The sequence below is a fragment of the Spirosoma foliorum genome (assembly GCF_014117325.1).
In the GTDB taxonomy this organism is placed as follows: Bacteria; Bacteroidota; Bacteroidia; order Cytophagales; family Spirosomataceae; genus Spirosoma; species Spirosoma foliorum.
This window is the reverse complement of the sequence record NZ_CP059732.1, coordinates 6,313,261-6,338,151: the sequence shown is the minus strand read 5'-3', so window position 1 is coordinate 6,338,151 and position 24,891 is coordinate 6,313,261. Positions and strand designations below refer to the sequence as shown.

The following is a 24,891-nucleotide window of genomic DNA, read 5'->3' as shown; positions in this document are numbered from 1 at the left end:
ACCGGTACATTAAGAATGATCTTGTGGAAGGCGAGCTCATGATTTTTGCTCATGCGTGTATTTTTCCTTCCAGTAGTTAGCCTCCATCTCAGCTTTATTTTTTTCTGATGTTAGCAGGGCGATGGTTAAGTTAGCCTTTTCCAATTGATGACGGAGTTCCTGCTCTGAATACACAATGTTGCCTGTGCCAACTACATTATTGTTTGTACAGTTACTAAAGATATTGGCAATTTGTTCTCCGTGGGAAAGCAGGCTGATGAGATCCATTCCTAGTACTTTGGCAATCTGCTCTAAGCGAGAATGACTAATATCAGTCTTATTCCGCTCTATGTTGCTATAAGCAATGGATGAGATGCCGATTAAATCGGCCATTGTCTCTTGCGAGTAACCTTTAATTGCACGTAGGCTCCTAATCTTTTCACCGATAGTCATGAGAGTAGCCATGTTAGATTATTATAAGTGTAGCTTTAAATTCTTAAAGTCAAAATTAGCTTAGATTTTGTCTTGTGCTTCTATTATTGCTAAAAAATTAGCCTGTTAAAGGCCAGACTAAAATCTAAACTTACTGCCATGACAACGATAAATCAACAAAGCCTCTTATTCGATGATGCCTCTGTCATCAAGCATCTCTTCGGGCAACATGAATTGACTATTCCATCCGCAAATGCCAATTGCGATTGTATCAGCTATTCTTCAACCGCAGACGATGATGAAGACATTAGTACCAATCAAATCACCACAACTGCTGCTTAGAGCTATTGATGATCAACATGCCTTTGTCGTCAATTGTGCTTATCCGAATTCACTGCGGATTCTCAGTCGAGCACAGTCTGACATTCTAGCGGCTATTGATAATCAGACTTCGGTATCAGCCCTAAGCGAGAAATTTGGTATTGCGGCTGATACAGTTGAGGACTTTTTAAATTTGCTGGCTCGAACCGAAATCATCCGGTTTGACCAGCAGTTTAGTTCACCCCGAAAACCGAGTAGCCCTAAGTCGCTCAACTTCTGGATTCACACCACCAATCGGTGTAATCTGACCTGTAGCTACTGTTACATCTCGACGCTCAACACCACGTCAGGCATGTTGGAGACGACCCGTCAGCAGTTGTTAAACAAGATGGTCGAGACGGTTCACAAACGGGGTCTCAAGTCCATCAAATTGCGCTTGGCCGGAGGAGAACCCCTCAGCCAGTTCAAAGCCTGGAAAACCTTTATTCCACGGGCCAAAAGCACCTTGCAAGATATAGACTGTCAGTTGGAGTGCTCGTTTATTACCAACCTGACCATTTTAACCGACGAGATATTGGCCTTCTCAAAGGAATATGGTATCAGCTATGGGGTTTCGCTGGATGGGTTAGATGTAGATCATGACAACACACGCACCTTTAAATCAGGAGCAGGGAGTTTTGCGCTTATTGATCGGAATTTGCAGATACTACTTGCTCATCAGCTTCCGGTATCGACCAATACGGTGGTGACCAACAACAACCTGACGGGATTGCCGCGTCTAACGCGTTACTTGATCGACCTGGACGTTCCGTTTCGTTATTCGATTGTCAAAGGTGAAGCCATTGACGCGGAATTGCTGGACAAATACCTGTCAGAATCCTATGGGTTGATGAAAGAGGCTATCGGGCAGGGCTGGCGTTTTTCTCACCGTCATCAATTCTGCGATCTCAAACCGAGTGAGTTAGGCTTTCAAACCTGCGCATCGGGTTTTTCCGGCGGAGCGATCTATGTGGATGGCACAGTCAATTATTGCCATGTCCATTTTGGCGATGCCACCCAGCTATCGTATAGCCTCTTCGACACGGATATGGATTTGGTGGATATGATCCAGCAGGGAAGCCATTATGAAGAGATGAAATCTCAAGATTGCCAGTTCTGCCGTTACCGGTCAGTTTGCACCAGTGGATGTCCGGTGTATCGGGTGAATGGCAAAGACCCCCAATGCAGCCTGTATCATCGGTTTATTCCCTTGATTTACGAATTGCAGGCGCGGGAACGATTGAAATTATTGCAGGATTATAGAATGATAGGCTAACCGGAAAGCATCTTTTGGTAAGAAGGTGCTTTCTGCATCATAAGCGTTTGCATCATGGGAGGCGAACTTGGCAATTTTGATTTCAGTGTTAGCATTGCTGGCCACATTTTATCAATTGTATCTACAACGGATTCATAATGAAAAGTCGCTTAAGCCGCTGGGACAAATTGTATTGGAAGACCAACGAAAGACACTTGCCGTTCATTTACGCAACAACGGATTAGGACCTTTAATCATCGACAAGCTGAGCTGTAGTAAGAATGGAGTGTTTCATGCCGATTTGGAAGAATGCCTTGCTCTGGCACCCAAATCCTATCTGTTTGCCCCAACCAATGACTCGGTTACGCGGGTTGTGTTGCCCAATTCATCGCTAACGATTTTTGAAACGCGCTTTGATGAATATGAAGATAACGCAGCCATTGAACATGCCCGTAAGCAATTGGCACCGATTACCTTGAAAGTGCAGTTCCGTGACATCTATGATAACAGAACAACACTTGAGCGTGATTTTCAGTGGTTTTTAAGGTATGCCAATAAATAGCAAAACTGTAATCAGCATAGAATTACAGCTTGTGTAAATGCTCCTGAATTTTGGCTAGAATAGCTAAAAACTCTGGCTGTCCATTATAATAGAGTGATGAGGTACCTTCATAGCGGTTTTTAAACTTTGCTCTTAGGACAGGATCATTCAATAAAAAAGCCTCGTTTTCGGCTATTGGAACAGCCAAGTTTGCTTTCGGAAATCGGGCTTGTTTGTGTTGCTCATAGGCGTCAGTACCAATAAAGGCGAGTACTTGTTCATTGTCTAATAATTGAGCAACGTCATAATATTGCCTCATAAAATTAACACGAACTTCTCCGCCTTGCTGTTCCTGACGAAACTTCGTCGCAATCGTTTGCAGTTTTTCGACGAAGGTGTAGCCAGGATGATAACAAAGGATATCGACGGCTCGATTATCGATGATACTAATTTTGGGATTCGCAATCGCTTTGTCGAATGCCCACGATGAAATCGTTAGGGCTTGATTGGGACGAACGGTGTCAAAGCCCGCTTCAAGCAATATCCCTTCCTTGACACCGTCAATCGTTTCGGTTTGGCTTTGGTATAATAATCGTATACCGCCACTGCGATAATGTTCCGTGTCATCAAAATTAGTGTCTCGTTCGACGGATAGAATACCCTCTATTTTTATGTTAGCAGCCAGCCAATTGTAAAAGACTTTTCGGCCTTCTACGGCCTGTTTCTTGGTATTTTTAGGGTTTTCATTAACCCCTAGTGCAACCGGAGCTTGGATATGGATGTCAATATCTTCGGAAAAACGGTCGATGATCTTATAGCCTTTCGACAGGGATGTTCCGCCTTTTAACTCGAAATCGAATTGCTGTCTTTTTAACCCATACAGTACATGCATGATCCAATAATCCTTTTCGATCAAACCGGCTTGAATGCCTGTTTCGTCTTCAAGGATACGCAGTAAATCTAAAAAATCCCTGCGTTCGTGCAGATAACTAGTGGGCATAGTGGGACTGTTCGCTAGTTTGGATGAAGGGTTCTAATAATTTCTTGGTTTTCACATGGCCGTATTCTGAAACCGCTTGTTTCAACTTGTTGGTATCCATTGTTAAGGCCTTTGTAAATACGTTTTTTAACACATGATTTTGATCCTCAGCCAGTGTGTCCAGATTATTGAGTAGGTCCACTAATAAAAACTCTTGTGTGGCTTTTTTAGGGAAGTGCGGTTTTTTACGGAACGAAAAGTTTCGATTGCCCAGTTTAAACTCGCCATGACGCTTGTGGTTGTAGACAATCCGTTGGTTATAAAGCTGTGTGGTGCCGACTCCCAAGCTATTATAGCTATTAGGGGACGTTAACAGGAACCGATCATCGTTTAAAAATCGGCGCACCAGGATTTCTTCGTTTGGCGGTGTTTGGCCAAAAACGGTTTCTTTGGGTACGTAGTACATGCCTGGTGCCAGTTTTTGCAACGTTCCGTCTGCAACAAGCTGATCTAAATGACGATCAATCGACTTTGACCATTTTGCCAAATCGACTCTCCGATAGACTTCCCCCTTTTTTAGGTGGCTTTTGAGTTCGTCTATTTTCATGGTGACCTCTTTATTTTATTGTAAGTATAGCTCAGAGGAAACGTAAATGCAAGAATATTAATTCACAATTCATGCAAAGATACAGGGTAAATATATGATTAATAATGACTTATGTTAATGTAAGTGTAAATAAATGATCTAGAAATGACCTATAAGCGAGAATAGGAGTTGTTTATAGTGTAGGATGATTTGAGCCACTCGAATATTGATAGGGCCGCTCAACCGAAATACAATAGCTTGATTTTGTTACTTGATCATCATGATTGATCGATTTAGGTGCTCTGTACTTTGCAGACCCATGTAGCTTATTTTTGTTTTCTAGGCAAAATTATTTTGCGTCAACTGGTTAATGGGTATGTGAAGGATCGGAAAGAAGGATTGTCTTGTCAATATTAATTTTTTACTCTGGGCGAGGAATGCATTATACTTGCCATGACACTACTAGACTATTGAAAAAATACCCTAGTTATACAAAAGATGAGTGAGAAAGATAGCTATTGAGATAATACCGTATTTATAATAGTGCTAAACGTAATTCGTATCATGCAACTGCCTCCTTTTTTACCCAATTGTCACCAAAATTTAGTACTTTTTAAGTCTGATAGCTAAATTATAGCTTCCACAATATTCTTTTGTTGATATGCACCCTTCGAAATATGATGCATTTATCGATCAATTGGTTGCCACTAACACTAAAGAAGAGCTGAATCAACTAATTTCAGCTAATAACTCCTTATTAATCCCGCAGTTGGAGGAGCGAGTTTTGGAGCGGATTCAGGCTAATGATTTGCCTGCTGATATCCTACCCTGGATTACAAGCCTTATAACAAGGCAACTCGCTTCGCAGTGGTTAACCTTGGCTGATGAACAATATGAGGCTTTTCTGGAACAGAATAAAAGCTGGATGCTATCTGATACAGCCTACCAATTTCTAATTGATATGGCTCAACATTACACAAATGATGCAGAGCATATTGAACATCGAATTATTCTTTTAATCGATTTTGCCTTCCAAACCTATTTTTCCTTAGAGAACAAGCAAAATCGAGATCGATTGCTCTTAGGGGCTATAAAGCTATTTAGCACAGAGTGGCTTAGAAAAAACTTCCCTAAGGAGTGGGCTAATTTTAAACAGGAAATTGGCATAGCCTACATGCGATCAAAAGAAGGGAATCGAGCTCAGAATGTGGAAGCGGCCATTAAAGCTTATCAGCAAGCCCTGACTCTGCGAACTCGACACGTGATGCCCATTGAGTGTGCTCTAACTCAACTTCTTATTGGCTTGGCATATCAAGAGCGCATTGAAGGAGATCGGGCTCAGAATATAGAAGCGGCTGTTGAGTCCTTTCAGCAAGCATTGATTGTATTTACTCAACAAGCTTGGCCTGATAAGTGGGCTATCATTCAGTTCAACTTAGGTGATGTATATCGAAAGAGCATACATGGGGATCGAGCTCAGAACCTAGAAATGGCCATTAAGTCCTATCAACGAGCTTTGACTGTATTTACACAGCAGACTGAGCCTTATGACTGGGCTGACATCCAGCAAGGCTTAGCCCTTGCGTATCAAGGGCGCATTGAAGGAGATCGGGCTCAAAATATGGAAGCAGCCATTGAGGTATACCAACAAGCCCTGACTGTATTTACCCGGCAAACTTGGCCTGATAAGTGGGCTGATATCCAGAACAACTTAGGTATTGCGTATCAAGAGCGCATTGAAGGAGATCGGGCTCAGAACTTGGAAAAGGCCCTTGAGTCATATCAACGAGCTATGATTATATCTGCTCGGCCTGATAAGTGGGCGGACACTCAGAATAACTTAGGCATTGTATATCAAAACCGTATCAAGGGCGATCGGGCTACCAATATTGAGTTAGCCATTGAAGCCTATCAACAAGCTCTGACTGTGTTTTCTCAACAAACTTGGCCCGATAAGTGGGCTCGTACTCAAAATAACTTAGGTAGTGCGAATCTTGTTCGTATCCGGGGGGGGCGAGCTCAGAATCTTGAAGCAGCTATTGAGGCTTTTCAACTTGCCCTAATTGTGCGCACTCAGCAGTCCATGTCTTTTGAGTGGGCCAATACCCAGCACAATTTAGGTCTTGCATATTCTTTTCGTATTCAGGGGGATCGAGCTCAGAACTTGGAAGAAGCCATTGAGGCCTACCAGCAGGCCTTGACGCAATTCACCCAGCAGGCTTGGCCATATGATTGGGCGACAACTCAGAATACATTAGGCCTTGCTTATTTTTTCCGTATCCGGGGGGATCGAGCTCACAATCTGGAAACAGCTATTATAGCTTTTCAGCACGCTCTAAAAGTGCATACTCAGCAAATTTGGCCAGTCGAATGGGCTGGAACTCAGCAAAACTTAGGCAGCGCTTATAGTGAGCGCATTGAAGGGGATCGAGCTCAGAATGTAGAAATGGCTATTGAGGCCTATCAGCAAGCCTTGACTGTACGCTCTCAGCAAGCAATGCCCTACGCTTGGGCTGAGACCCAACACAACTTGGGCAATGCAAATCGAAACCGCATCCATGGTGATCAGGCCCAAAATTTGGAAGCGGCCATCCAAGCTTATCAATTAGCCCTGGTTGTACGCACCCAGCAAACTATGCCTATTGAATGGGCTACTACACAATATGTTCTTGGATTTACCTATCAAAACCGTACGAAGGGGGATCGAGCTCAGAATGTAGAAATGGCTATTGAGGCCTATCAGCAAGCATTAACAATATTTACACCTGACTTACTACCGATCCAATGCTTTGAAACTTCTCACTTACTTGGTGAGCTATTCTTTCAAGAGTCTCAGTGGACAGCGGCTCGACAGGCGTTGGAGTTGGCTCACCAGGCTGCTGAGCACCAAAGACAACAACAGTACACTTATAGTCGGCACCTTTTAGCTCAGCAAACCGCCAACATGTATGCTTACCTAGTCGATATTTGCCTGAACTTAGGCGATAAACAGGCCGCCTTAGACTATGCGCTGGCAGCTAAAGGCAGATCCGATGCAGAACGACTGGGGGCTGCTCAGCCATTAAACCAGTTGGTTGCCCAAAATCCTACAATGGCGAATTACTATCAGCACATTCGCCAATTACAGCAAAAGCTAGAGCAACTCAGTATTCAATTGCGGAGTTACTCCAAGCCAGTTGCACACAATCAGCGACTTGATGAAAACGATGAACGACAATTCCGCGCCCAGACTATTCAACAGATCATCCAGACACGGCTTGCGTTACGCCAAGCTCTAGAAGAGCTTAACTTTCGCTTTCCTCTAATCACTAGTGTTCAATATACCCGCAGCCTCACTGCTGCGAACCTGATTAGATTGGCAAATGATTTAGAGGCCACCTTAGTGCAGTACTTCCAGTGCTATAGAGGTTGGGTAGCCTTTATCGTGACTGCACATCAAGTATACGACTGTGTAAGATTACCCGAAACTCTGCAGACAATTCTCGAAGAGCAAGTTGATACAGATGCTGTTCTCTCTAGTTATCAAAGCAAGTTTCCTTTAAAAGAACGACTCTACTTTAAGTCTTTGTATCAAAGATTAATAGCTCCCTTAGAAGACTTTTTACCAGAAAAGGGTCAGCTATTTATTGCTCCTGATGGAATTCTTAAGCGAATACCCTTTGGAGCCTTATGGAAACATACATCAAATAACCGACTGATTGATCGATTCACATTTAGTGTAGTACCTAGTATGTCGTTTCTATTTACGCTCTTCCAACAAGCTCAAACAAGCGAAGTAACTCCTCTGCCCCCCTCAGACTATTTATTGAGCGTTGTCTATCCAGGTGATGATCCCTTATTAAAGACTTATCTTACAGAGGTATATCCTGAGTCAGTTGCCATTGCTCAGCACTTCATACAAGTCGAGTGGCTACATGATGAAAAGGCACAGCCGGATCGTCTAATTGAGCTCTGTCAACAGCATGCCTACTCCGCCATCCATTTTGGCTGTCATGGGCAATTTGATAATTTTTTTCCAGAGCACTCCTGTTTGCTATTGAACGGTCAACTAACTGTCCAACAAATTGTCAATCGGCTACGATTGCAAAGATCTCCATTGGTAACCTTGGGAGCTTGCCAGACGGGTATGACTGAGAGTACTACGGGAGGAGATCAGACGGGTCTTAGCCAAGCTCTATTTATGGCTGGCGCCAAAACAGTCTTGGCTAGCCTTTGGTCAGTGAATGATGAATCGACACGAGTTTTATTTGAGCATTTTTACCGCAAGCGTGCAGAGTTTGGTGTTTCAGAAGCAGAGGCTTTACAGTATGCACAACAGCAGGTTCGTCAGTATCCTGAGTGGCAAGATGCTTATTATTGGGCAGCCTACCAGATAGTAGGTTTGCCGGTATAAACATTCTAGATGCTATAACTATGCACATACCAGCAGTCTGTTACTAATAAGTATCTCTCCGAAAAGCGTCTAATAAACTACGGAAAATCGGTGGCATTAAAAGCGCAATAGTAATCGCAGTAGCAACACGCACGAGAAGTTCCTGGCTATAAGTTGTAGGTTGTTGACTAGAGCATAGCCATTTAATGAGATTACTGGCATCCGTGTTACTATATACTTGTAATACTCCTAATAACAAACCCAGAAAGGTTATTATGGATTGCAATCGTTTGTTAGATAGCTCATCTGCTTGGGTTAGCTTAACTCGATAAAAATCGATAGAAGTATTAGTGGATGAACTAATTGCTTTTAGTTTTTCCGTAAAAAGTCGTACGTCATCTGCATTGTTCTGCATTAACTTAGTTAGATGCTGAAATATTTGATTATCATACAGTTGACTTCGAGTAATGGTTATATTTACTAATTGTTGTTGCAAAGTAGCGTTAACAGCTTCAGCTAATGGATGAATCTTTATGAGCTTACTAACATTGTTCGATAAGGTATTAAGAGCTAATTGTTGATTCTCTGTCTCGGAGGTTTCATAAACAAATGCATTGTCCCAAAGGAGTCGTTCAATTGTTTCATCCCATTCGGATCGAAATAATTGTAATTGAAATGCATGAGCAAATGCCTTATGAGCAAATATTTCGATTTGACTCAATCGACTGTTCGGAGAAAAGCACCAATTATTGAAAGCAGCATCATTCTTACGCATGAGTAGCCAATAAACTAAGCCTGCATCTTTTCCTAAACCGGTTGGTACATCAATTAGGGATATGAATCCAAAATCTTTATTATTAATAATTTTTGTTACTCCGAAAGTAACCTGCTTAATTACTTGTACAGGATTATCTACGAAACTTTTTACTGTTTGTTGCAAATTGGGTTTTAATTGATAAAATATTTCATTCATCAATGGTAATTCAGCTATATAATCTGCCCCATATACTAAGGAGTAGCCCCAAAACTGATCAGACTGATTAATTCTTAATTGTTGTGGCGCATCGATAGGAAGAAATATATCTGCTTTCTTGATAATCTCTAACAAACGCTGTCGGAAAAATGTCCAATCTTGGAGCATGTTTTGCCCGGTTCTTGCTTGAATAAGTTGTACTAAAGCAATTTTGGCACGTTCCAAGGGTCTTGGCTCATCAGGTATATTAAATAAAAATAATTGAATTAATTCAGATTCATTGACCCATTTCCACTGAGCCTCCATACCAAATAGCATTTCCTCTTCAGATTGTGAGAACAACGAAAATGTATTAGCACATATTTGGGCAAACGTTTTGGCTTTTTCTCCACTTAAGTAGAAGCTAGCACACAAATAAGGATCATTTAATTCTTTCTCCTCAATCAGTCTGGATGGTTTCGATTCCAATTTATTAGTAGCTACGTGGTCAAAAATTAAGATTTAGCTTTTTGATTTAATTGGCTACACAGTTTTGTAATGATAGGATATACATCATTGACGAGCCTATGAGCCTGTTTCGCTAGTCGACCTTGGATTTCTAAATCAGTTGTCTTTAAAAATGGAGTTTCTAGTGAAGCAGGCGAAAGTCGCTTGACACTAAGTTTGTGACCCTTACTCTGCTGAAAGATAGAAGGTTGGATATTTAATATATTTGCCACTTTAGGATACTGAATTAATAACCTTATTGATTCAGTTGCTAAGTGGACATATATATCAACTTCTGACTTTTCAGTAATAGCCCATTTCTCAAGCAAGTTATTAAACTGATCAGCAAGCCTATGCAATTCTTCTGGATCCAAATCGGCTACGACTTCGTCAAAATTTTCTTCAAAATCGCTCAAATGGCCTATTGCATTTTCAATGAATATATAAGAATCCATTATTGTAATATTTAAAGGTTTTAGTTTGTTTGCCCCATGATTTGAAAAGCTGCCCAATAATAAGCATCTTGCCACTCAGGATACTGACGAACCTGCTGTTGTGCATACTGTAAAGCCTCTGCTTCTGAAACACCAAACTCTGCACGCTTGCGGTAAAAATGCTCAAATAAAACTCGTGTCGATTCATCATTCACTGACCAAAGGCTAGCCAAGACTGTTTTGGCGCCAGCCATAAATAGAGCTTGGCTAAGACCCGTCTGGTCTCCCCCTTTGAACGTTCTGGATAGTCCCGTTTGACAGGCTCCTAAAGTTGCCAAAGGGGATTGCTGCAATCGTAGCTCATTGACGATTTGTTGAACTGTCAGTGACCTATGTAATATTAAACATGAATATTCGGGAGCTTCTTTCTCGAATCGGCCGTGACACCCAAAATGGATTACAGAGAATGCCTTCTGCTGACATAATTTAATTAATTGATCAGGTTGAGCTTGCTCGTTGTCAAGTTGCTCTGTATGCATAAAATGTTTTGCAACCTCGATTGCTTCTTTATATGCATGAGTGAGATAATTTCGATCTGAGGGGTCATTGCCCGGATAAACAACACTCAGCAGCCGATCTTGACGCGCCAATGGATCAATCGATATGCTCTTTCGTTGCTGGAATAAATTGAAAAGAAATGATAAGCTAGGTACTAACGATAAAAGAAATTGATCCATCAGGCGATGAGTGATATTTTTCTTCCATAAAGCTCCGAAAGGTACTTGATATAAAATTCCTTCAGGAGCAATAAATAGCTGACCCTTTTCTGGTAAAAAATCTTCTAAGGGAGCTATTAATCTTTGATAAAATGATTTAAAGTAAAGCCGCTCATGCATAGGATGGTCTTCTTGGAAGCTATTTAAAATATTATAATTATCATTAGATAATAAATGTTTTTGTAAGAAGGTATCTAAATCAGCAGGGAATTCTACACAATTTACTGATCGATCGGCTGACACTATAAATGCTATCCAACCGTTCCAATGCCTAAAGTATTCAATGAGAGTAGCTCCCATCTCGTTAGCTAGTTCTTGCATCTTTTGAGCAGTAAGGCTTGGTAAAGGTTGAACACTAGTAGACCTAGGAAAGCGAAAATTTAATCTTTCAAATGCTTTTTGTAATTGAAGACGATACTGCAGAATTTGTTCGGTCAACTTTATCCATTGTTGTTTTTTTTCATCCTCGTCAAGCAACAGATCGTCATTAGATGGTTTAGATAAGATTTCTAACTTAAAGCTCAGTTCATTTAAAATCTGTTGTAATTGACGTATACTTGTATAATCATCAGCCATTTCTGGATATTTATCTAAGAGCTGCTCTACTGTTTGTAGTAATCCAAGCCGTTCTATATCAGATCGTCCTTTTGCCGCAAGTATATATTGAAAAGCAGCTATTTTATCGTTTAACTGTAAACAGACACTTATTAGATAGGAATAAAGGTCTGCAGTTTCATCTGCTAGTCGCTTACGATTAGGTAAATACTGCTGTTGGCGACTGTATTCAGCAGCTTGATGAGCTTGTTCAAAAACTTTACGTGCTTGTCCCCAATCTTCTCTTTTAAAGAATAGCATTCCCAGAATTGTAGCAGTTCTAAAACTTTGCAATGGAAATAAATGCGGGTTAAAAATACGTAATGCTCTTTGAAAGGAATTAATAGCAAGGTCTACATTCAGCAACTGATCGCCATTAATATTATCAAGATAAGCGATTCCTATATTGTGCTGGGTAGTAGCCCACTCTACTGGCAGGGCTTGTTCTGTCCGTACTTGCAAGGCCAGTGCGAACGATTTAATAGCGAGTTGTAAATTTTGTATTCTATCGCCAAATATACGTGCGCTGTAAGCATTGCCTAAGTTGTTTTGAGCTGTTGCCCAGTCTAGGGGTTGGTCTTGTTCAGTATAAACTTTGAGTGCTTTCTGAAAAGCGTCTATTGCTAACTCAATGTTTTTTTCTTGATCTCCTAAAACACGGTTACGATAAGCATTACCTAAACTATTCTGAGTGACTGCCCATTCCTGGGGTAGAGAATAAAACGTAAAAACTTCAAGTGCCAGACTGTAAGCTTCAATAGCTAACTCAATATTATCAGCTTGATGCCCGTTAATACGATCACTAAAAGCATTACCAAGATTTAATTTGCTCATTGCCCAAGCTAGAGGCAAATCTTTCTTGTTTCTTATTTGCAAGGCCTGTTGAAAGGCTTCAATAGCCAACTCTATATTCTGTGCTAAATCTCCGCTAATTCGCGCGCGATAAGCTGTTCCTAAATTATTCTGTGTATTAGCCCATTCCAAAGGGAAATCGCTCTGTTTAAATATTTTAAGAGCATATTGGTGAGCCTCAATTGAAAGTTCTATATTTTGTACCCGATCCTCTCTGATTCGTATACGATAGGCATTGCCTAAATTATTCTGTACTCCGGCCCAGTCTAAAGGGAAATCACTTTGAATATACACCTTGAGCGCTTGCTGGTAGGCTTCTATAGCTAGTTCAATATTGATAGCTTTACTGCCTTTAATACGTTCAGAATAAGCACTTCCTAAATTGTTCTGAGTCATGGCCCAGTCCAATGGTAAGTCTTTGTAGGTATATACTTTGAAGGCCTGCTGATAAGCTTCAATGGCTAGTTCAATATTAGTAGCTCTGTCTTCTTTAATCCGAGCACGATAGGCGTTCCCTAAATTATGCTGGACCATGGCCCACAGCTGTGGTTTGTCTTTCTGATTATAGACTTTGAGCGCTTGCTGGTAAGCTTCTATAGCTAGTTCAATATTAGAAGCTCTTTCTTCTTTAATCCGTTCGGTATAGGCATTACCTAGGCCATTCTGAGTCATGGCCCAGTCCAATGGTAAGTCTTTGTAGGTATATACTTTGAAGGCCTGCTGATAAGCTTCAATGGCTAGTTCAATATTAGTAGCTCTGTCTTCTTTAATCCGAGCACGATAGGCGTTCCCTAAATTATGCTGGACCATGGCCCACAGCTGTGGTTTGTCTTTCTGATTATAGACTTTGAGCGCTTGCTGGTAAGCTTCTATAGCTAGTTCAATATTAGAAGCTTGATCCCCTTTTTGCGACTGAGCATATATACTTCCGAAGATATTTTGAGCGAAAGCCCAGCCAGTTGGACTCACTTTTAAAAAAAAGTCAGATTTGAGGAACTGCCCTATAATATTCATTACCGGCCAAAATATAGATTTATTTGCTGATTTAATGGCTTAGCAATTCTGGCATAAAGAATAATACATAATGATATATTTAAATAATACAATAGTAGATGGTCATTTTTATATAATTGATCTGTGAACTGGATTTTATATTTTACAAACCCTTACTGTCTAATTATCAGACTGTTTACATCTTTATAAATATTTTAAACTTACCACCATAGTGGTGGGACCACTACTTTAAATGTACGGCAATCTTATATTCTATTGGTAAGCCTATACTAACGGAAAAATAAATTTATAAGCAAAAGCTATCAAAATCAATGAATATATTGGGGTAATTATCTAAATATCAGCACATTAATCCATAAGGTAAAAACAGACATATTGAACTACAGATTGTCAGCTGTATGAATAGCTTTGTCTTAACTGTAATAAGGTAGCGATATAGAAGTATAGTCACCATTTGCTAAATTTATATACATACCCAATAAAATAATTACCTCATTTCCCTTAGTATCAGTATTAATTTTTAACATATATAATTCACCTTGGTAAGACAAAAAGATTTAACTGTATCCACATTTTTTCAAAGCATATAATTATGGAGTTTCAAACAGATTTTAATTCTAGTTTAGGAGAAAGTCTTGATGAGGTTAAAGAGACTCGTGATAAGCTCTCTACAAAATTAGCCCATATAGTTAATCTTATCGATGCTTCGGAAGTAGAAAGTGCAAAAGCATCTGGATCATTAGAGCTGGGCTCTATTTCTCAAGACCTTCTTACAATCTCTGATAGCTTAAAAAAAGGCGTATTCAGACTACTTGTTTTGGGGGATATGAAGCGTGGTAAAAGTACATTTCTTAATGCTCTTCTTGGCGAAGATCTACTCCCTCGCGATGTAAACCCATGCACAGCGGTCCTTACGACATTACGCTACAGTGATGAAGGAAAAGAAGGTGTTACAATATACTTTAATGATGGTAAAAGTCCTCAAGTGCTTTCATTTAGTGATTTTAAATCTACTTACACAATACCAATAGATGAAGCTTCACGATTTGCGGAGGAAAATCGTGAAGCTTTTCCCGATGTTGAGCAAGCAGTCATATATACTTCTCTACCTTTGCTTAAAAGAGGGATAGAAATTATTGACAGCCCTGGCTTAAATGATACCGAGAAACGAGATGAATTAACTCTGACACATATCCGAGAATGCCATGCAATTCTTTTTGTCGTCAGCGCTACACAACCTTGGACTAGAAATGAAGAACGTTACCTTGAAACCTATATATTAAATCGAGGATTAACTGTCTTTTTTCTAATTAATATGTGGGATGAAATTGCCCGCCGTCTTGATGATCCTGATGATAAAGTTTCGGTGGCTCACGCTGAAGAAAAAATTCGAGCTGTTTTTCGTTCAAATCTAGAGAAATACTGTAATGTTGATGGCGTAAATATCTACGATCAAAGAGTTTTTGAAATTTCAGCATTAAAAGCTTTTTTAGCTCGAAGAAAAAATCAAAGCTTAGACGGTACAGGTTTTGTACCTTTTACAAAAGCTCTTGAAGAATTTTTAATAAAAGACAGAGCAGCAGCAGAGTTTGGTACTGCACGTGCAGTTGCACGCTCTGCCGATCGGCGTGTACGAGAAGCTGTCGATTTGAGGATTCCACTTCTTTATGAACCTATAAATGAACTTGAAAGGAAGATTACTGAGATTCAACCAAAATTTGACCAGCTTCGACAATTGCGTGATGAATTTATTAAAAAGGTAAATACTGTTCGCGATAGGCTTGCAAATGAACTTTCTAATTCTTTTTACACCTTTTTTTTTGGGTTTATCTACAACTTTTGAAGAAGACTTTGGGCAATATCAGCCCGATTTAGGGTTTGTAGACTTTCTGTTTCGTAAAGAAAAACGGGCTGAATTTGAAGCTAACTTAGAAGCGGCTTTTGAACGCTATCTTAGAGGAAAGATCTCAGAGTGGACACGGGTTGCTGAAAAATCTGTAAGAATTGAATTAGAAGCAATCGCTTTATCTGCTCGAGAATACTCTGTTTCATATGAAAATACTGTTGATTCAATTGGAGAAATTCTTACAGGAGGTTCCAATAAATCATCTATTCATATGGATGACGGCGACACTCCCCTGTGGCAAAGAATTTTAGCTGGTGGTGGCGCAGCTATAATGGGAGATTTAGCCGGTGTAGTTTTGGCAAGCAGCGGTATTTTTGATTGGAAGAAAATAGTGACAAATTTAATTGCAGTAATCGTTACTGGTGGATTAGTATTAGCTATAACGGGGACTCTATTAGGGCCTATAAGTCTAGCATTATTAGGACTTGGGGTTGGCGGTTATCAAGCTGAGCGTGCTCGTCAAAAAGTTCTTCGTACTATGGCGGAAGAGATTAAAAAGTCATTGCCCAATAGTGCAACTGAAGGACGACTACAGGTCTATCAAAATGTATATAATCAATTTTCTAATTATTCACAAGATGTTGAAAGTAAGCTGAGTAAGGATATAGATGAAAGAAAAGGAGAGCTAGATAATGTACTTGCTTCTAGAAAAAAAGAGCAAATAAATCTTGATATAGAAGTAAATAGATTAAGTGCATTTGCGAAAGCTACTCATATTGCACGTGAAGAGGTTGAGGATATACATGATAATTTTTTTAAGAATTAACGTGTATGGAAAAAACTATAGCGTCTTTATGGCCTCTTTTAGAGGAGGCCATAAGAATTATTAATCCTGACAAGTTAGGCAACTATCAACAACAGCTAGTTGCCTTGCAAAACTTATGGAAATCTGAAGAGGTGCATATTGCTATTGTTGGACCTTTTAATCAAGGAAAGTCGACTCTCCTTAATGCACTTTTAGGTCAAAAAGCTCTGCCAGTTGATTTAATACCTACTACGGGCTCTGCCATATATATTCGATATGGGAGTTCGATTCATGTTGATATATTATTAAAAAATGGGGAACGTGTTACAGGGAAAGATACAGATTTACTTAAGCAGTATACAATATTAGATGAAAATAGACAGCGGCCTAAAGTTGACCATGTGTCAATTAACCTTCCTCATTCAATTCTTGAAATGGGTGTATGTTTAATTGACCTCCCTGGAATCAATGATCGGGAAGACCAAGAATCATATATACGTAACGAAGTACTGATGGCCGACGTCGTTATTGTTATGCTGAATGCAAAGCAATTATGGACCCGCTCAGAAGTGGATTTTATGGAATCTTGGTTACTCCCTTACGGCATTAAAGGGATTATTTTTGTAATTAATTTTCTTAGCCTTCTTAGTGAAGATGATCAAAAGAAAGTCTGGGAAAGGTCAATGAGTTTAGTGGAGGAATTTCTTTCTAAGCTCGACACCCCAATTAAAACAAATCTTTTTAAAGTAGATGCTCTTCCTGCTCTTCGATCAATTCACAATGGAAATGAAGAAGGCCTTCGTGAGTCTGGACTGCCTGTTTTTAAAGATAACCTTGTGAAGGTTATTGAAACACTACAAGATAATTTGTCCCAATGGAGAAGTAGTAGAGTTTTTCTACTTGTAGAGCATATTACTAATACACTTTATGAAGAGCTTAAATTTTCAGAATCTCAATTTAATAAAATCTCTTCTATTCGTTTAACTAAAATAACTACTGAAACTAAACAAATTGTAGAGACTAGCAATATTGTTAAGAAGAAAATAAAAAATTTAAATAAATGGTCTAAAGATATTGTTGAGGATTATAGCGAAGAATTAGCTGGTGCCTTGCGAGATGGTACATTTTCAACTTGGAAAGTTGGCCAAGTCCAACGAATAGAAAATTATTTTAAAGATATATTAGCTAGTGTCAATTCGATATCAATTCTCTTATCTTATGAATTCAATATTTCTCTGGCTATAGAGCTGCCATCTAAACCAAAAGTATACCTGCCGTCTAAGCCTGTTGAAAAAAATAATAATGGTAAAGCAGCTGGGGGGGAGCAACCGGTGGTATGTTATTAGGAGGAGCTATCTTTGGCCCAATTGGAGCAATTGTTCGAAGGCATCATTGGAGGTATGGTAGGAAAGGCTGCCGAAAATTCACAGAAAGAAGAATATGAGAAAGAACTATCAGCTTATTATAGAGAATCTTATTCTGCCTATATTGAATCAGCTTCCGATTATCTTGAAAAAGTACAAAAAAAACTTATTGAGCTTTGTAAGCGTTTGGACTCAGAAAGTCAGTTATATCTAAATAGTTATACCTCGCCAACAGAGACATATGAAGAAAAATATTTTAAAGAACGTGCTGCGCAGATTAAATCTCTAATAATGCGTTTAAATAATGATTTTACGCTAAACAAATAGATTGAGTCCCTGATTTTTACATTCCTTAACGACAAGTTTTATGGAGGATTTGGAAATTAGAACTCCGAATACATAAAGATCGTACATCTAGACAATTCGTAATATATCAATTATTGATTCGTGAGTAAGTTTGTAGATCTTTACTTTATTTAAATTGTTGATAACTAGTTATTTATTTAGATGTAAACTTTACAATGCTATTTACGGATTAATAAGATCCCTCTATTTCCAAACACGTTGAATGTAAGCCCTGTGTAACCCCATGATATATATTGCGATGATAGTGTTATAAATAAGTATTTGATTTAAATGGTGGGCCCGGCCAGACTTGAACTGGCGACCAGACCGTTATGAGCGAACTGCCCATAGCTCTCCAGATATACCTCGGAAGCGTATGTAGTAAAGTAAAATTTAGAAGAAATAATTTAGTGTAGCGCCAGTGCCATTATTAGAGACTACGAAAGCAATTACCAAGGAGAAGTTGTGGCGTGACATTTAAATAGATTATTAATCAGTAAGGCTCTATGCCAAAGTCGGTTCTCAGGCTGTCAATAAGAGACAGTTACTCTTCGGTTTTAGTCACATAGACGAACTGATCGAAGGATTTTCTTAAGAACAAAGAGTTCATCTGTTTAACGACACGTTCGTGTATTAATGCACAATTTTAAGGGCAAACCATATTTTTAATATAGCTTGCCCAGTGTTTAATAACTAATTTGAGAGAATCTCAACTATTTAGAGCCAACTGAAAATAGGCCTAATTAGGGCAATTTAAGGCGAAATTAAATCCACTTTCAATCAATAACTTGCTAACGAGAGTAGAGTACAATTATGAAGATTATTGTTTCAATATACGGTTTGCTGAAATTGCGTAGCTGAACGAAAATTTGCTATTAGCGCTTGTACGGTGCGCCGTATCTCCTCCATAGGCCAGATTTACCCACCCACCCAGAAGAGGAACTTTGATTTCGCTGATGATAGCGAAGTGCGTCCAGGCTTCATTGAGCGTTGCATCCTGACTGTAATTTGACCACAATCCAGCGATTTCTCCCGATACCGCGAAGCTTTTACAAATAAAAACGCGTAACCGCCCGCCAGCGACATGCCGACTAGTTTCACTCTGGTTGCTGGTAGCGCTAAGGACTTTTGAAGTTTTCCCTGTGATACTTAACTGTCCTTTTTTGCCAATCGGTATACCTGATGCCACCCAAATACCCCACCGATCCGCCTTAAGTTGATCGGATTGAAAACTGCCGTTTACCGCCTTGACCATGTAGGCTGCTCCAACGTCAACCTTAAAGGCATTCCAACTGTCTTTTAGTATATTCTCCCGCTCTGTATCGGCGTTTAGCATACCCAGCTCTGAGGCTTGAGCCGCTTGAATGGCTCGTTGATTAAGCTGGTCCTGCGTCATGTTAAAACTGGGCGGGGTCGGCAGGGAACCGAGTCCGTTTGCATACGCTGTGACTAATCGGTCTATATAAGCTCGGTTGGCGCGTGGATCTCCCTTATCAATAATTGTTGTACGAAGGCCAGTGCTAAGGTAAGCATCATCGCCCGTAACAGCCGGTGCTGTTCCAACAGCGACAACCGTTCGCCACAAAATTTGCTTCAGCTTGTTGTTTTGATAGGCCGCCAAATTGCCTACCCAATACGAAAAGGGCCTAATATCGGCCGCTACGCCCGTCTTTAATTTACCGTCACTAATGAAGCTTGGAATGGTCGTGTAAACATCTTTGGGCGTGACCAGATTGGATGTTTCCGAGGGCTTGCTGGGTAAAAGCTCAAAGGCAGGCGATACGGGGATGCCATAGTTGATGGAATTGACCAATGACTGTGGATCCTGACTAAAAACAGGCCATGAAGCAATGGCAAAAAAGTATAAAGCGCAGGCCTTTATCCGTTTAACTAGTCTGTTCATTAGCTGGCGAAGTGATAAGTTGAAAACGGTACAAAAAGGGAACGTTTTTGTCAGCTAGCTTGCCAAACCCGCCAATTGATGGTATTTCAGAATGCAATATTTTGCCATCCTGGGTTACTGTTACCACGACCTGGTAAGGAGTTGGGGGATCATCGTTATGACTCAACACGGCGCCTTCGACTAAAAACTTTTTAGTGTTGATTACCGATGGAGCTCCTAGTGGTACTTCCGAAGCGGTTGTTACAAACATGCCCGCTTTGGTATCAAATGTATCTTTAGCGTCGTAGCGCCAAACAATACCTGCCAGGCTTTGGGGAAATTTCGGGATGGCTACCGTAACAAAAACAGGTCCACCCGATGAGCTGATAGGAATAATAGCCAGATCATTCATGGTTAGTTATATTCTTGATAATAACGGAGCATTATTGGCGAAGCTATTCCCGAAACTAAACCCTGGTTCAGTAAGGGTTGATAATCTATCAATGACTGAATCGGCTACTTTTTGCCGTACGGCATTACCCGTATCGTAGGTCGTTAAGCCTAATTTTTTAGCATTTTGCTGATATGTTAGACTTTCGTTAGCTTTTTGCTGCGAACGAATGTCTTTAACAGCTTTCGTGTAGCCAAGTACATTGTTCCACAAAGACGAGCCGCCACTGGCTAAAAGCCCAATGATTGGAACAGGTAGCTTTACGGCTCCCTTACCATCACCAAAAGGAATTGCCCCCTTGACCAGCATAATTAAATCATAGGTAGCAGATGAGGAGAGGGATTCTTCAACAAAAAAGGCGGTTAGCCAGGACGCAAAAAAAGCGATCAATAGAACCAGAATGCGTCTAAGTCTGTCAGCGACCAGGTCGGTCTCTTGGGCATCCGTCTTTTTTTTCATCGGCTAACCAGACAGGGAAAGCCGTTTTAGCCATTGTAACTACGCGTTCGCTGGCAAGACTAATGGCCAGCAGCAGCGTAGCCATTTGACTGAGGGCATCAATTGACATGGTGTTAGGGGAGTAAGCGTGAGTAATTGTGAAGTATGTTAGATTTAAAGACCCCTTTCCGTTTTATTCGACTTAGGGGGCAGCAACCGCTGAAAGGGTACGTCCATAATGGACAATAGCTATTTAAAACACTAATTATCAGTGGTCATTGAAAACAGTCAGTCAACCCGTCTAAGACCTACAGGAAAGTTGCGGCTATTTTATTACTTGATGGGAGGAATGAGGCTAATCAGGTCACCCATGGTAAATTTATCGAAAACGGAGACTGCCTTTGGATTACCAAATTCGGGGACAAAGGTTGCGTTAGAACTTAAAAATGAATCTCCGTCGCCCCACATCAATCCAATCAATACTTCTGCTACAATTCGTCCACCAACAGGTCCTAAATGAATAGGCGTATTGTTTTTTGCGTCATCTGTAGGAAGATTCTTTACCGCTTTGACCCATTCATGCTGCGCTTCAGCTAAAATATAGAACCATAACGGCGCTTTACCAACGAATGCGGGAGCGATATTGGCGATTGATGAATTTTGGTCTTTTCCTTTAGGTAATCCGTCTGTATTGGCTTTGCCAACCAGCAGATCGACGTCGCTGATCGGCGTGTAGCCCATCTGACGGGCTACATCTTGACCTGACGGTAAGCCAAGTCGACTACCCCGGATTAAGTTTCGGAGCGCCAGCATATTAATTTCTTTTCGCGCTGGAACGGAGCCGGGTACGTCTACTGGGGTACTCGTCCCTTTAATAGAAAACTCGGGTAAAGCCCCCAAGGGTGATACCAATGAGCTATCTATTTTATAGGCTGGTTGAACGCGCGTAGGCCCTTTCGTGTCGGGCGAAAGTTTATGATTAGCCGTCTCGAAAAATAGGTTCCAATCGATACCCCAGTCTGATGGAAACTCTCTGAATCCATTTAAACCATCATTTTCAACGGGAGCAAACACCATTTTTCGGTGGTCCAAGCCTTGGATTATCGTTTGGCTGGGTAAGTTTTTGGCACTTAATCGATACACCGGCCGCACCATCGAGTGGCCAAAACGATAGGCCGCTACGCTAAATTCTACTGGCATAAACGGTTTTTCTTTCCAGTGGAAAAAATTTAGTTTGGGTTTGTCTTCATGGATGGGCTTTCCGCTTTTGAGATGTGGTAAAATGGCCTCAACCATTGACCGGCCAACAATGCGGGGTAGAAAATCAAACAGAACAAGCCATTGATAGTGCCACTGTACACTCTTTTGAATCTGCTCGAACAAGTGAGTGGGGTGCAAATCCGCAAGGTGGTTATGAAACCGTAAAAAGAGGCCTTGCAACTGCGAGACAATGACGTTTTCGTCATTACGCTTGTCGCCGATTAAAGCCCGCTGGTGAAACCGAGGTAAATCACGCGTTAGATTTCGCTCAGGATCACCCCCTGTCAAGAAACGGTCACTAAGTAGAAACTTTCGCCCGTCAGGCTCGTAAAGATAAGGCTGATCACTGGGGCCTCGACCGTAAAGATTATCCAGATCAAGGGCTGGGGTCCTGAAGTCCACTAAGCCATCAGGGTCCGTTTGTTTGATTTGAATACTCATCGGATCAAAGGTAATGTCATGATCGATGAACTGTCCGAAATAGGTGTAGCCAGCCGGAATGCCAAAATTTTCTTCATCATCATTTTGGGCTTCCTCCGTAACTGCGGGTAGATGCGTAACCGGATCTTTCTCCTGTTCCGCAGTCATGGCGGTAGCTAGCTTTAGGAGATCATCATCCTTAAAGACAGCTGGGGGCAGGTTACGGAATATCCGCCCGAAACGGCCTTGGAAAAGCGTTGAATTAACCGTGGAGTCTAAGCCGCGTAAGGGCGCACCGTGTCCCGTATTCGGACGTTGTAGGTTTAAAGTAGCCATGAATAAGATTAATTAAGGTCAGCTATTGCTTAAGAACGGATGTAAAATTGGGCAATGGCTATACGCTTAACCCCGGGAAAATCCCCCTATTTGCACAGGGAAAAATCAGGTTATTTTTTTGCGTCTGCCTCATAGGATTGTAGACGCTAGTCAACGTAGTTGATTTAGATTTGAACGCTGAGCTCAAATGGGTGTTTGGCTGGGGTATTACTAGAAGGTTGTTCGATCAGGTAAGCTGGCTGGAAAGGAGTATAAAATAATATAAGAGCATTGCTTTTATATTTTGCAAGTCGAGGATAACCCACTAATTTACAGCACCTAATTACTTCTTCTATTCGCCATGACAATTGCCGTTGTTGATGACCATCGACTGTTAGCACAGGCGCTGTCCGACCTGATCCAAAAATTTGATGGCTATGATTCCTTATTTGTGGCTGACAATGGTCGCCAATTAATCGGCTATCTTAACCGGCAACAAATTCCTGATCTTATTCTATTGGATTTGAATATGCCCGAAATGGATGGATTCGAGACAGCACACTATTTGCAGCAACATTATCCGCAGGTGAAAATCATCGCACTTTCGATGCTTGATCGGGAAGAGCATGTCGCCAAGATGGTACGCTATGGGGTTCGGGGTTATTTGCAAAAAGGCTGCCGTCCTTCCGAATTGCGTATCGCACTGGATGAAGTGAGCCAGAAGGGATATTACTACTCTGAATTTCTAACGACTAGGTTAATTCGGAACCTGACTCCAGGCGAGCCGGGAAATCATACGGGCATCCCTCAGTTAAGTGAGCGGGAGATTGAATTTCTTAGACTTTCGCGCAGCGATTTAACCTACGTGGAAATTGCTGATAAAATGTGCGTAGCTCCCCGAACGGTTGATGGATACCGGGAATCATTATTTCAGAAAATGAACGTTAAAAGCCGTACGGGAATGGTACTAGAAGGGTTACGGCATGGCCTAATTGAGTTGTAGAACGTAAAGTGTGACTAAGCTAAGACCTAGTGAAGATCTATCTTAAAGCCTACCTCTCATAGCGCTGCATTCCTAGAAGTGTTCCCAATTAAGTTGGCTCAATAAAATGCCCACAAGTACGGGCACTATGCCGTAGGCTTAATTGCGTATTCATGGTAAAAAAATTGGCTGATCTCTATGGATACCGGGCTTTTATGTGGACATACCGGGGAAAAATCACAGCGTAATACGGGAAATTTCCCCTGTTGCGCGAGGCCAAAGCGCAGTACCTTTGACCATAAGCTTCCCGCATGAAGAATATCATCACCATGACTATGCGACAAGCAAAACATCGCTTAACGAGAAAATCCTGAAGGAATATGGGTCAACTAATAATCAATTAATCTTAACATCAACTTGCTTCAGATAAGCTAAGCTTTTTAGATGACCTTACTTAAGGAGTATTCCACGATTTTGTTCTAATTCTTTCGACTATGCAGCCCCTTTACTTGCTTCTCCTTTTTGTAACTGTAGCCAATCCGGCTACGAACCAGCGTCCACCAGCCAGCAAAACCATTAAATTTAGCCAGATTGATTCCGCGACGGCAATGAATAGTTACCGGGCGAATTATAAAAAAGCCCCTATGGCTACTATTAAGAACTTGTTTGGGATAAAAGCAGGGGCTGCTCATACCGGGCCGGATAATATGCTGGCCTCCGTCACGTTTACCCGGCAAGATCTTCTGGTAAGACCTAACGCTTACTTGAAATTTTTCAAGGGTACTATCCCCGACTTTTCATCTGTGCTGCCTAATCCAAAGGATTTTGATGGATTCAGGATCCATGTAGGCATTGATATGTCTACGGGAAAGCCGCTGATGGCTTGTTTGCTAACCTTCGGAAAGGTAATTGGAGGGGCTACGAAGCGTCCGGCGGCTACAAAGCCTAAAAAGGATCAAAAGCGTACGGAAGATCATGACGGATTTGTTCAGGATAACCTCAAATTAGGTATCTATAAAATAGAAGGGGGATTCTTTCAATTTGACGACTTTCCCCTGCTCTTAGAACCTGCTCTAAAAAAGGGAAAACGAATACCATTTACACATTTGTCCTGCAATCCAGCCTGTGATGGAGATGCCTTGCTATAACT

The 24,891-nt window shown here is 40.9% G+C and carries 21 protein-coding genes; 10 read left to right on the top strand and 11 right to left on the bottom strand.

What is annotated here, in order from left to right:
* Positions 1–36: 36 nt before the first annotated feature.
* Positions 37–444 (bottom strand): helix-turn-helix domain-containing protein, encoded by a 408-nt coding sequence (locus H3H32_RS26675; RefSeq protein WP_182458799.1) that lies wholly within the window; start codon positions 442–444, stop codon positions 37–39.
* Between the two features lie 126 nt (positions 445–570).
* Here H3H32_RS26675 and H3H32_RS26670 point away from each other — a divergent pair, with 126 nt between their 5' ends.
* The 3 genes from H3H32_RS26670 to H3H32_RS26660 all read left to right on the top strand — a co-directional run bounded on the left by H3H32_RS26670 (position 571) and on the right by H3H32_RS26660 (position 2,588).
* Positions 571–753, top strand: coding sequence for a hypothetical protein (locus H3H32_RS26670; protein ID WP_182458798.1), 183 nt, complete (start codon positions 571–573; stop codon positions 751–753).
* Entirely contained in the window at positions 707–2,047 is a 1,341-nt protein-coding gene (locus H3H32_RS26665) for a radical SAM/SPASM domain-containing protein (protein ID WP_182458797.1), read from the top strand. Before H3H32_RS26670 ends, H3H32_RS26665 begins: the two co-directional genes overlap by 47 nt.
* 85 nt (positions 2,048–2,132) lie before the next feature.
* Entirely contained in the window at positions 2,133–2,588 is a 456-nt protein-coding gene (locus tag H3H32_RS26660) for a hypothetical protein (RefSeq protein WP_240543842.1), read from the top strand.
* Between the two features lie 22 nt (positions 2,589–2,610).
* Here the strand turns inward: H3H32_RS26660 and H3H32_RS26655 are convergent, their stop codons facing one another.
* Both H3H32_RS26655 and H3H32_RS26650 read right to left on the bottom strand, forming a co-directional pair.
* Positions 2,611–3,567, bottom strand: coding sequence for a nucleotidyl transferase AbiEii/AbiGii toxin family protein (locus H3H32_RS26655; protein WP_182458795.1), 957 nt, complete (start codon positions 3,565–3,567; stop codon positions 2,611–2,613).
* Complete coding sequence (locus tag H3H32_RS26650; protein WP_182458794.1) at positions 3,557–4,153, bottom strand: DUF6088 family protein; 597 nt, start codon at positions 4,151–4,153, stop codon at positions 3,557–3,559. Before H3H32_RS26650 ends, H3H32_RS26655 begins: the two co-directional genes overlap by 11 nt.
* Positions 4,154–4,793: 640 nt before the next feature.
* Here H3H32_RS26650 and H3H32_RS26645 point away from each other — a divergent pair.
* On the top strand, positions 4,794–8,525 hold the full coding sequence (locus H3H32_RS26645) for a CHAT domain-containing protein (protein ID WP_182458793.1): 3,732 nt from the start codon (positions 4,794–4,796) through the stop codon (positions 8,523–8,525).
* 43 nt (positions 8,526–8,568) lie between these two features.
* Here H3H32_RS26645 and H3H32_RS26640 read toward each other — a convergent pair whose 3' ends face one another.
* Genes H3H32_RS26640 through H3H32_RS26630 form a run of 3 tightly spaced genes read right to left on the bottom strand, consistent with a single transcriptional unit; the run spans position 8,569 to position 13,633 of the window.
* The gene (locus H3H32_RS26640) at positions 8,569–9,945 is read right to left on the bottom strand and encodes a hypothetical protein (RefSeq protein WP_182458792.1); all 1,377 of its coding nucleotides are present in this window, start codon (positions 9,943–9,945) and stop codon (positions 8,569–8,571) included.
* A gap of 26 nt (positions 9,946–9,971) precedes the next feature.
* Positions 9,972–10,418: a hypothetical protein gene (locus H3H32_RS26635; RefSeq protein ID WP_182458791.1), complete on the bottom strand. Its 447-nt coding sequence runs from the start codon at positions 10,416–10,418 to the stop codon at positions 9,972–9,974.
* Between the two features lie 20 nt (positions 10,419–10,438).
* Positions 10,439–13,633: a CHAT domain-containing protein gene (locus H3H32_RS26630; RefSeq protein WP_182458790.1), complete on the bottom strand. Its 3,195-nt coding sequence runs from the start codon at positions 13,631–13,633 to the stop codon at positions 10,439–10,441.
* 592 nt (positions 13,634–14,225) lie between these two features.
* On the opposite strand from H3H32_RS26630, the gene H3H32_RS26625 reads away from it, so the two are divergent.
* Genes H3H32_RS26625 through H3H32_RS26610 form a run of 4 tightly spaced genes read left to right on the top strand, consistent with a single transcriptional unit; the run spans position 14,226 to position 17,975 of the window.
* Positions 14,226–15,476, top strand: a complete 1,251-nt coding sequence (locus H3H32_RS26625; protein WP_182458789.1) for a dynamin family protein — start codon at positions 14,226–14,228, stop codon at positions 15,474–15,476.
* Positions 15,421–16,305 (top strand): hypothetical protein, encoded by an 885-nt coding sequence (locus H3H32_RS26620; RefSeq protein WP_182458788.1) that lies wholly within the window; start codon positions 15,421–15,423, stop codon positions 16,303–16,305. The genes H3H32_RS26625 and H3H32_RS26620 overlap by 56 nt, the downstream gene beginning before the upstream one ends.
* A 5-nt stretch (positions 16,306–16,310) precedes the next feature.
* Positions 16,311–17,630 carry a dynamin family protein gene (locus H3H32_RS26615; RefSeq protein WP_182458787.1) on the top strand — a complete coding sequence of 440 codons (1,320 nt, stop codon included), beginning with the start codon at positions 16,311–16,313 and terminating at the stop codon, positions 17,628–17,630.
* Positions 17,631–17,642: 12 nt separating this feature from the next.
* Positions 17,643–17,975, top strand: a complete 333-nt coding sequence (locus H3H32_RS26610; protein WP_182458786.1) for a hypothetical protein — start codon at positions 17,643–17,645, stop codon at positions 17,973–17,975.
* A gap of 838 nt (positions 17,976–18,813) precedes the next feature.
* On the opposite strand, the gene H3H32_RS26605 is transcribed toward H3H32_RS26610, so the two are convergent.
* From H3H32_RS26605 to H3H32_RS26585, 5 genes are all read right to left on the bottom strand, one after another.
* Complete coding sequence (locus H3H32_RS26605) at positions 18,814–19,896, bottom strand: hypothetical protein (RefSeq protein WP_182458785.1); 1,083 nt, start codon at positions 19,894–19,896, stop codon at positions 18,814–18,816.
* Positions 19,880–20,287: a hypothetical protein gene (locus H3H32_RS26600; protein WP_182458784.1), complete on the bottom strand. Its 408-nt coding sequence runs from the start codon at positions 20,285–20,287 to the stop codon at positions 19,880–19,882. Before H3H32_RS26600 ends, H3H32_RS26605 begins: the two co-directional genes overlap by 17 nt.
* A gap of 6 nt (positions 20,288–20,293) precedes the next feature.
* Positions 20,294–20,785, bottom strand: a complete 492-nt coding sequence (locus H3H32_RS26595; protein ID WP_182458783.1) for a hypothetical protein — start codon at positions 20,783–20,785, stop codon at positions 20,294–20,296.
* On the bottom strand, positions 20,742–20,894 hold the full coding sequence (locus H3H32_RS26590) for a hypothetical protein (protein ID WP_182458782.1): 153 nt from the start codon (positions 20,892–20,894) through the stop codon (positions 20,742–20,744). The genes H3H32_RS26595 and H3H32_RS26590 overlap by 44 nt, the downstream gene beginning before the upstream one ends.
* A 203-nt stretch (positions 20,895–21,097) precedes the next feature.
* Positions 21,098–22,780 carry a peroxidase family protein gene (locus H3H32_RS26585; RefSeq protein WP_182458781.1) on the bottom strand — a complete coding sequence of 561 codons (1,683 nt, stop codon included), beginning with the start codon at positions 22,778–22,780 and terminating at the stop codon, positions 21,098–21,100.
* A gap of 340 nt (positions 22,781–23,120) precedes the next feature.
* On the opposite strand from H3H32_RS26585, the gene H3H32_RS26580 reads away from it, so the two are divergent.
* Positions 23,121–23,762, top strand: coding sequence for a response regulator transcription factor (locus tag H3H32_RS26580; protein ID WP_182458780.1), 642 nt, complete (start codon positions 23,121–23,123; stop codon positions 23,760–23,762).
* A 473-nt stretch (positions 23,763–24,235) separates the two neighbouring features.
* On the top strand, positions 24,236–24,889 hold the full coding sequence (locus tag H3H32_RS26575; RefSeq protein ID WP_182458779.1) for a hypothetical protein: 654 nt from the start codon (positions 24,236–24,238) through the stop codon (positions 24,887–24,889).
* Positions 24,890–24,891: the final 2 nt, after the last annotated feature.